The 7,556-nt window shown below is 74.3% G+C and carries 8 protein-coding genes; 4 read left to right on the top strand and 4 right to left on the bottom strand.

Going from position 1 to position 7,556, the window contains the following annotated elements; all coding sequences use genetic code 11:
* Window positions 1-136: 136 nt before the first annotated feature.
* Window positions 137-1,261 carry an ROK family transcriptional regulator gene (locus tag AB0K92_RS33255; protein ID WP_365929002.1) on the bottom strand — a complete coding sequence of 375 codons (1,125 nt, stop codon included), beginning with the start codon at window positions 1,259-1,261 and terminating at the stop codon, window positions 137-139.
* 56 nt (window positions 1,262-1,317) lie between these two features.
* Here AB0K92_RS33255 and AB0K92_RS33250 point away from each other — a divergent pair, with 56 nt between their 5' ends.
* From AB0K92_RS33250 to AB0K92_RS33240, 3 genes are all read left to right on the top strand, one after another.
* The gene (locus AB0K92_RS33250; RefSeq protein WP_365929001.1) at window positions 1,318-2,409 is read left to right on the top strand and encodes a Gfo/Idh/MocA family oxidoreductase; all 1,092 of its coding nucleotides are present in this window, start codon (window positions 1,318-1,320) and stop codon (window positions 2,407-2,409) included.
* A gap of 38 nt (window positions 2,410-2,447) precedes the next feature.
* Window positions 2,448-2,936, top strand: a complete 489-nt coding sequence (locus AB0K92_RS33245) for a heme-degrading domain-containing protein (protein WP_365929003.1) — start codon at window positions 2,448-2,450, stop codon at window positions 2,934-2,936.
* Between the two features lie 105 nt (window positions 2,937-3,041).
* Window positions 3,042-3,911, top strand: a complete 870-nt coding sequence (locus tag AB0K92_RS33240) for an LLM class F420-dependent oxidoreductase (protein ID WP_365929000.1) — start codon at window positions 3,042-3,044, stop codon at window positions 3,909-3,911.
* 97 nt (window positions 3,912-4,008) lie between these two features.
* Here AB0K92_RS33240 and AB0K92_RS33235 read toward each other — a convergent pair whose 3' ends face one another.
* The 3 genes from AB0K92_RS33235 to AB0K92_RS33225 all read right to left on the bottom strand — a co-directional run bounded on the left by AB0K92_RS33235 (window position 4,009) and on the right by AB0K92_RS33225 (window position 6,182).
* Window positions 4,009-4,866 carry a fumarylacetoacetate hydrolase family protein gene (locus AB0K92_RS33235; protein ID WP_365928999.1) on the bottom strand — a complete coding sequence of 286 codons (858 nt, stop codon included), beginning with the start codon at window positions 4,864-4,866 and terminating at the stop codon, window positions 4,009-4,011.
* A gap of 150 nt (window positions 4,867-5,016) precedes the next feature.
* Window positions 5,017-5,733, bottom strand: a complete 717-nt coding sequence (locus AB0K92_RS33230; protein WP_365928998.1) for a YidC/Oxa1 family membrane protein insertase — start codon at window positions 5,731-5,733, stop codon at window positions 5,017-5,019.
* A 116-nt stretch (window positions 5,734-5,849) separates the two neighbouring features.
* A complete protein-coding gene (locus tag AB0K92_RS33225) occupies window positions 5,850-6,182 on the bottom strand; it encodes a DUF6412 domain-containing protein (RefSeq protein WP_365928997.1) in 333 nt (110 codons plus the stop codon).
* Window positions 6,183-6,447: 265 nt separating this feature from the next.
* On the opposite strand from AB0K92_RS33225, the gene AB0K92_RS33220 reads away from it, so the two are divergent.
* On the top strand, window positions 6,448-7,467 hold the full coding sequence (locus AB0K92_RS33220; protein WP_365928996.1) for an SEC-C domain-containing protein: 1,020 nt from the start codon (window positions 6,448-6,450) through the stop codon (window positions 7,465-7,467).
* Window positions 7,468-7,556 lie beyond the last annotated feature (89 nt).

The raw sequence follows: 7,556 nt of genomic DNA, 5'->3' as shown, positions 1-7,556 counted from the left end.
GGGGGGGGGGGGGGGCGGGGGGGGGGGGGGGCGCCCCGGGGGGGGCGGGGGGGGCGGCCGGGGGGGGGGGGGGGGGGGGGGGGGGGGGGGGCCCCCCCCCCCCCCCCACCCCACCCACACCCGCTCACCCGCCGTCTCACGACTCCGCCCGCCCGAACAACGGCGCCAGCAGCAACTGCGCCGCCCCCTCGGCGACCCCCCGCTCGCCGCCGGGGGCGACCCGTACGGGCACCGTGGCCGCGCCCTCACGCCGGGCGCGGTCGGCGAGGACGCGGGTGACACCGCGTACGAACGCCTCCGGCGCGCCGGCCACCGTACGGCCGCCGAGCAGGACGAGGTCGATGTCGAGCAGCCCGACGAGGTTCGCGGCGCCCGCGCCGAGCACGCGCGCGGCGGCGTCGAGGTCGCCGTCCGCGACGGCGGCCAGGCACAGGGCCTCGATGCAGCCGCGCCCGCCGCAGGTGCAGGGCGGCCCGTCGAGCTGCACGACCTGGTGCCCGAACTCCCCGGCGCCGGTGCGCGCCCCCCGGTGCACGGCGCCGCCGATCACCAGCCCGGCGCCCAGCCCCGTACCGAGGTGGAGGTAGGCGAACGACCCCACGTCGCGGCCGACCCCCTCCCCCACCGCGAGCCCGAGCGCCGCCGCGTTGGTGTCCTTGTCGACGACGACCGGCATCCCGAGCCGCCGCGCCAGCGCGTCCCGCAGCGGGAAGCCGTCCCACTCGGGGAACCCGGTGACCCGGTGCAGCACGCCGCGCCCGTGGTCGAGCGGACCGGGCAGGGCGACGCCCACACCGAGCACGCCCTCCGCGAGGCGAGGGACCGCACCGCCGCCGACCAGGCCGGCGACCTCCCGCCGTACGCCCTCCAGGACGGCCTCCGCGCCCGCCCCCAGGTCCAGCGGAGCCCGCCGCTGCGCCACCACCGCGCCGGTGAGGTCCACGAGCACGGCTCGCAGCTCGTCCCGGTCGAGATGGACCCCCACCGCGTGTCCGGCGTCCGGGACCAGCCGCAGGACGGTGCGGGGCTTGCCGCCGGTGGAGGCGCGGCGCCCCGCCTCGGCGGCCAGCCCCTCGCCCCGCAGCCGTGCGGTGATCTTGCTGACCGCCTGCGGGGTGAGCCCGGTGCGCTCGGCCAGCTCCAGCCGGCTGATGCCCTCCTCGCCGGCCGTGCGCAGCAGGTCCAGCACCAGCGCGGTGTTGTGGCTGCGCAGCGCCAGCAGATTCGCGCCCGCGCTCTCGGCTGCGTTCGTCCGGTTCACGCGACCTATTCTCCCCGCCGCTTGCACTTTGGCAACAGCGTTGCGAAAGTGGACGCATGACGACTGGCACCTCAGGCACCCCTCTCCGCGTCGGCCTCATCGGCTACGGCCTCGCGGGATCCGTCTTCCACGCCCCGCTGATCGCCGCCACTGACGGCCTGGCCCTCGACACGGTGGTCACCTCGAACCCGGAGCGGCAGGACCAGGCCCGCGCCGAGCACCCGGGCGTCCGGATCGCCGCGACCCCGGACGAGCTGTTCGACCGCGCCGACGACCTCGACCTGATCGTCATCGCGTCCCCGAACAAGACGCACGTCCCGCTCGCCGGCACCGCCCTGAAGGCCGGCCTGCCGGTCGTCGTCGACAAGCCGGTCGCGGGCACCGCGGCCGAGGCGCGCGAGCTGGCGGCCCTGGCCGAGGAGCGCGGCCTGCTGCTGTCGGTCTTCCAGAACCGCCGCTGGGACAACGACTTCCTCACCCTGCGCGCGCTGCTCGACCAGGGCGAGCTGGGCGACGTATGGCGGTTCGAGTCCCGCTTCGAGCGGTGGCGCCCGCAGCCGAAGGGCGGCTGGCGGGAGTCCGGCGACCCGGCGGAGATCGGCGGTCTGCTGTACGACCTCGGCAGCCATGTCGTCGACCAGGCCCTGGTCCTCTTCGGCCCCGTCACCCAGGTCTACGCGGAGTCGGTGATCCGTCGCGCCGGCGCGGAGACCGACGACGACACGTTCCTCGCGCTGACGCACGCCAACGGCGTCCGCTCCCACCTGTACGTCTCGGCCACGGCCGCCCAGCTCGGCCCGCGCTTCCGGGTGCTGGGCTCGCGGGCGGGGTACGTCAAGTACGGCCTGGACCCGCAGGAGGCGGCCCTGCGCGAGGGGCTGCGCCCCGGCGGCGCGGACGGGGACGGCTGGGGCGCGGAGCCCGAGTCCCTGTGGGGCCGCGTCGGCGCGGGAGAGTCCCCGGTGACCGGCGGCGGCCGGCCGGTGCCCACGCTGCCCGGTGACTATCCCGCCTACTACGCGGCGGTGGCCCGCGCGCTGTCGCAGGATGGACCCAACCCGGTGACCGCGCTGGAGGCGGCCGCCGCCCTCGACGTACTGGAAGCGGCCCGCCGTTCGGCCCGAGACGGAGTGACGGTGACCCTGTGACGCACCCGCAGAAGCACACCCCGCACACCCCGCACGCCATGACCCCCAAGATCGCCCCCGAGCTGACGCCGAGCATCGAGGAACTGGAGGCCCAGGAACGCCGCCTGGTCTTCCGCCGGTTCACGCACGACGACGCCTGGGAGCTGGGCTCCCTTCTGGTCCGGCTGGCCCGGGAGCGCCAGGCCCCCGTCGCCATCGACATCCACCGCGCCGGCCAGCAGCTCTTCCACGCCGCCCTGCCCGGCTCCACGCCCGACAACGACGCGTGGATCGCCCGCAAGCGCCGGGTGGTGGAGCGCTACGGCTCGGCGTCGTACCTGGTCGGTGCCCGGTTCCGCGCCAAGGGCACGACGTTCGAGGAGTCCTCCCGCCTCGACCCGGACGAGTACGCCGCGCACGGCGGCTCCTTCCCGGTCACCGTGGAGGGCGTGGGCGTGGTCGGCGCGGTCACGGTCTCCGGACTGCCGCAGCTCCAGGACCACCGGTTCGTCGTGGAGGCGCTGGAGGAATTCCTGAAGCTCTCCTGAACGCCCCTCAGTTTTCGTCACCGCTTTCCCCGACGGGAAATACGTGACCGGTCCCTCCGGTTGGCACGGCAGTAACTGCCGCAGCACGCCGGAGGGATCACACGTATGAGCACGCCGCCCTTGAAGGAGCAGATCGGCCGGTACGGCATCTGGAGCTTCGGCCTGCGCGACGAGGACCCGGCCCGCGCCGGTGAACGGGCCGACGCGGCGGCCGAGTTGGAGGAGCTGGGCTTCGGCGCGGTCTGGCTCGGCGGCAACAGCGCGGCCGAGCACGCCGCCCCGCTGCTGAAGGCCACCTCGGCGCTCACCGTCGGCACCAGCATCCAGAGCATCTGGCAGTACGAGGCCGCCGACAGCGCGGCCTCCTTCGCCGAGCTGCACTCCGCCCATCCCGGCCGCTTCGTCCTGGGCCTCGGCGTGAGCCACGCCCAGCGGGCGGCGCAGTACCGGCGGCCGTACTCCGCCCTGGTCCGCTATCTCGACGCGCTGGACGAGGCGGGCGTACCGGCGGACCGCCGCACCCTCGCGGCCCTCGGCCCGAAGACCCTGGAACTGTCCCGCGAGCGGGCCGCCGGGGCGATCCCGTACCTGGTGACGGCGGAGCACACCGCGCAGGCCCGCGAGATCCTGGGCGACGGCCCGCTGCTCGCACCGGAGCTGAAGGTGATCCTGGAGACCGACCCGGACCGGGCGCGCGCCCTGGCCCGCGAGGCCCTCGCCATGTACCTCGCCCTGCCCAACTACACCAACAACTTCCTCCGCAACGGCTTCACGGAGGACGACCTGGCGCACGGCGGCAGCGACCGGCTGATCGACGCGGTGTACGCCTGGGGCGACGAGGAGCGGATCCGCGCCCGCATCGACTCCTTCACCGAAGCGGGCGCGGACCACGTGGCGCTCCAACTGGTGGACGGCGGCCCGAGGGAGTCCCTGCCGAGGGCGGGCTGGCGGCGCCTGGCATCGCTGCTGGGGTGAGCAGGACCTGTTGAGGGGCGCGGGGAACTGCGCGAGCAACCACGGCGAACCGGCAGCCGCCGACGCACCGCGCTCCCCCCACGCCCCCAAGCGCCTCCTACGCGCCGCGCAGCACCTGCCGCTGCCGCCCGAGCCCTTCCACCTCCAGCTCGACCACGTCCCCGGGCCGGAGATAGGGCTTGGGCTCGGGCTGCCCGAAGGCCACCCCCGCCGGCGTCCCGGTGTTGATCACATCGCCGGGATAGAGCGTCATGAAGTGCGACAGGTACCGCACGACCTCCCCCACGGAGAAGATCTGCTCCGCCGTGCTCCCGTCCTGCTTCAGCTCCCCGTTGACCCACAGCCTCAGCCCGAGCTTCTGCGGGTCCGGCACCTCGTCCGCCGTCACGAGCCACGGCCCGAGCGGGTTGAACGTCTCGCAGTTCTTGCCCTTGTCCCAGGTGCCGCCGCGGTCCATCTGGTACTCCCGCTCGGACACGTCGTGCGCCACCGCGTATCCCGCGACATGCGCGAGCCCGTCCTCCGCGGAGTCCAGATAGCGGGCCGTACGCCCGATGACGACGGCCAGCTCGACCTCCCAGTCGGTCCTCACCGAGCCGCGCGGCACCAGCACGGTGTCGTACGGCCCGACCACGGTGTCCGCGGCCTTCAGGAAGACGACCGGCTCGGCCGGCGGCTCGGCCCCGGTCTCGCGCGCGTGGTCGTGGTAGTTCAGCCCGATGCACACGACCTTGCCGATGCCGCCCACCGGCGGACCGATCCGCACCCCGGCCGCGTCCAGCAGCGGCAGTTCCCCGCGGTCGGCGGCGGCCCGTACGCGGGCCATCGCCGCGTCGTCCGCGAGCAGCGCTCCGTCGACGTCCGGCACGACACCCGACAGGTCCCGCAGGTTGCCGTCGGCGTCGAGCAGCGCGGGCCGCTCGGCCCCGGCCGTACCGACTCGCAGCAGCTTCATGATCACAATCTCCCTCGATCGCGGCGGTCCGCCGAGACGGCGGCCGGGTGCGGCGGCGCGCGGCCATCGGAGGACTTGGCCGATCCTCCAAGGTGGGGGTCCAGTCCGCAATACCCCGTTCACGTACTGGACCCGCGGCCGCGGTGCGCGTCAGCGGTGGAGCACGGCCCGCTCGACGGCGCTCCACGTCGTGCTGGTGACCACGTACAGCGCGGCGGCCAGCGGCACGACGGCCACCGTGATCAGCGTGAAGAAGGACATGAACGGCATGACCTTGGTGACGGCGCCGATTCCAGGCAGCTGCTGCCCGCCGTCCGCCACGGGTGCCGGCGGATGGGCGGCCATCATGATCTTCGTACCCCGGTAGGTGAACGCGGCGACGGCCGCGACGAGGACGAACAGCCCGGCGTACACGAGCCCCGCCTCCCCGAAGGGGCCGCCCGCACTCAGCGCGTCCGCCCAGCGGTCGCCGAGCGGGGCGCCGAGCAGCCGGTGCCCGAGCAGCTCGTTGGCCTCGCCGCCGATCGCCGGGCTGGAGAAGAGGTGGTAGAGGAGGAAGAAGGCGGGCAGCTGCAGCAGCCCGGGCAGGCAGCCGGCCAGCGGCGACACCTGCTCCTCGCGGTGCAGCTCCAGCACGGCCCGCTGCAGCCGCTCCGGGTCCCTGCGGTACTTCTCGCGCAGCTCGGCGATCCTCGGCTGCAGCCGGGTGCGCGCCTTCTGCCCGCGCGCGGCGGCCCGGGACAGCGGATGCACCAGCAGCCGTACGAGCGCGGTGAACAGGACGATCGCGGCGGCGGCCGCGGAGCCGTGGAAGAGCGGTTCGAGCAGCTCGGCCAGCCGCTCGACGAGGTGGGCGAAAACGGACATGAGTGAGTGAGCCCTCCGGGGTCTCGTCGTGCCGTGACAGCAATGGCGGCATGACGACGCGCGCGGACGGGGATCACCCGAGGAGGATGCTGCTGGACGTCCTGCCGGACGTCCTGCTATCTGCCCTGCTGGATGCCCTGCGCGCAGGTCGCCGGGAGGGCACGCCCGGGTGCTCGGGGTCGCGTACGCCCCCGCGCGTCGGGATCTCGTTGCGGCAGGAAGGCCGTACGGCGGTCACGGTCCCGGATCGCGGTCCGGACCCGCGTCGGCGGCACGGCGGGCGCGCAGCGCGCGGCGATCAGCGAACAGACGGCCAGCGCGGACCCGGCGGCGGCGGTCGCGGCGAGCGCGACGGTCGCGGAGAGGCTGCCGGCGTCGAGCAGGACGAGCTGGAGGACGAGGAGGAGCAGCAGGGCGGCGGGACGCAGCTTGCCCAGGGCCTGGACCATCGACGCGCCCCCTTCCGCCTCACCTCGCGCAGACGTACGTAGGAACGGTTATACCTCAGCGCGGTGACACGACGAGGAGGCCGCCGGCCGTCACGGCATACGGAGGCCGGCGCTCCGGTGCTGCCGTCCCTTGCCGCCCCTCGCAGCGGCTTCCGGCTGCGGTGGCGGTGCGGACGTCGCAAGTGGACGGAGTGGCGTCGTACCGGGCCGCCACTGGACGCGGGATACCTGACCCTTGTCAGTGGAGGGCAGTACGGTGTCCATCATGCGCCCCGACACGCCCGCCGAAAACGTCGACCACCACGCCGAAGCGGCCCGCCTGGAGCGAACCGCCGGACTGTATCCCGAGGACGCCGAGGCCCTGCTGCTGCGCGCCGCGGCCCACCGGGAACTGGCCGGCGACCGCCCCGCGGCGACAGCGCTCTACGACCGCCTGCTCTCCCGCCCGGCCGACCTGGAACACCCCCACCTCGTCCGCGCCCTCAAGGCCGCGAACCTGTGGGAGTACGGCCATGAGGCGGAGGCCCGCGCGATCATCGAGGGCATCAGGACGGCCGCCCCGCGCGATCCCGCCCCCTGGGTGATCGTCGCGGAGGCCCTGGAGTCGCACGACGAGCTGGAGGCGGCGCACGAGACGTACACGGAGGGCGCGCGAGGCCTCCTCACGGACGGGGAGGAGCCCCCTCACGCCGCCCACCCGCTGCTCTTCGGCCGCCACCGCGTCCGCCGCATGCTGGGCGTCCCGCACGACCCCTGGGACACCCTCGCGGACACCCTGCACACCTCCCCGGTCTCCCTGGACGAACTCCACGACCCGAAGCGCGTCTGGTCCCTGGGCTCGGAGAACCCGGCGGAGCTCCGCGCGGAGATCTCCCGCCTCCAGGCGGAGCTGGGCACGTTCCGCGAGGCCCTGTCCCGCCCCTTCCCGGTGGCGATCCTCCACTGGCCGCGGCCCGAACTGACGGAACTCCTCGCCGACTATCCGTCACTCGCCTCGGAGTACCCCTCCTACGAGGCCCACCTGGCCGCCATAGAGTCCGCCCTCCGCGAGCTGTCCGCCTCCGGCACCTCCAACCTGGGCATCGTCCGCGGCACGGTCCCGTCCTACGAGGCCTTCGCGGCATCGGAGGGCACGTCCCCGTCCGACCCGACCCTGCTGCCGCAGTACGCGACGATTCTGGCTGCGCGGGGGCGGGCTGTGGCTTGGCCGCCTGAGCGGGGGGATGGGTGTTGGTGTGGGGCGGGGCGGAGTTATGAGGAGTGCCACGGAGCCCTGGGCGCCTAGGCCGTTTCCTCCGGATCATCTCGCCGACCAGATGAAGATGGCGGCGAGGTGGAGGCCGGCCAGGTAGATGGTGGCCGTCTTGTCGTAGC

This window comes from Streptomyces sp. NPDC052687 (genome assembly GCF_040678395.1).
In the GTDB taxonomy this organism is placed as follows: domain Bacteria; phylum Actinomycetota; class Actinomycetes; order Streptomycetales; family Streptomycetaceae; genus Streptomyces.
Note: the sequence above shows the minus strand (reverse complement) of the source record. Positions and strands in the feature narration are given on the sequence as shown.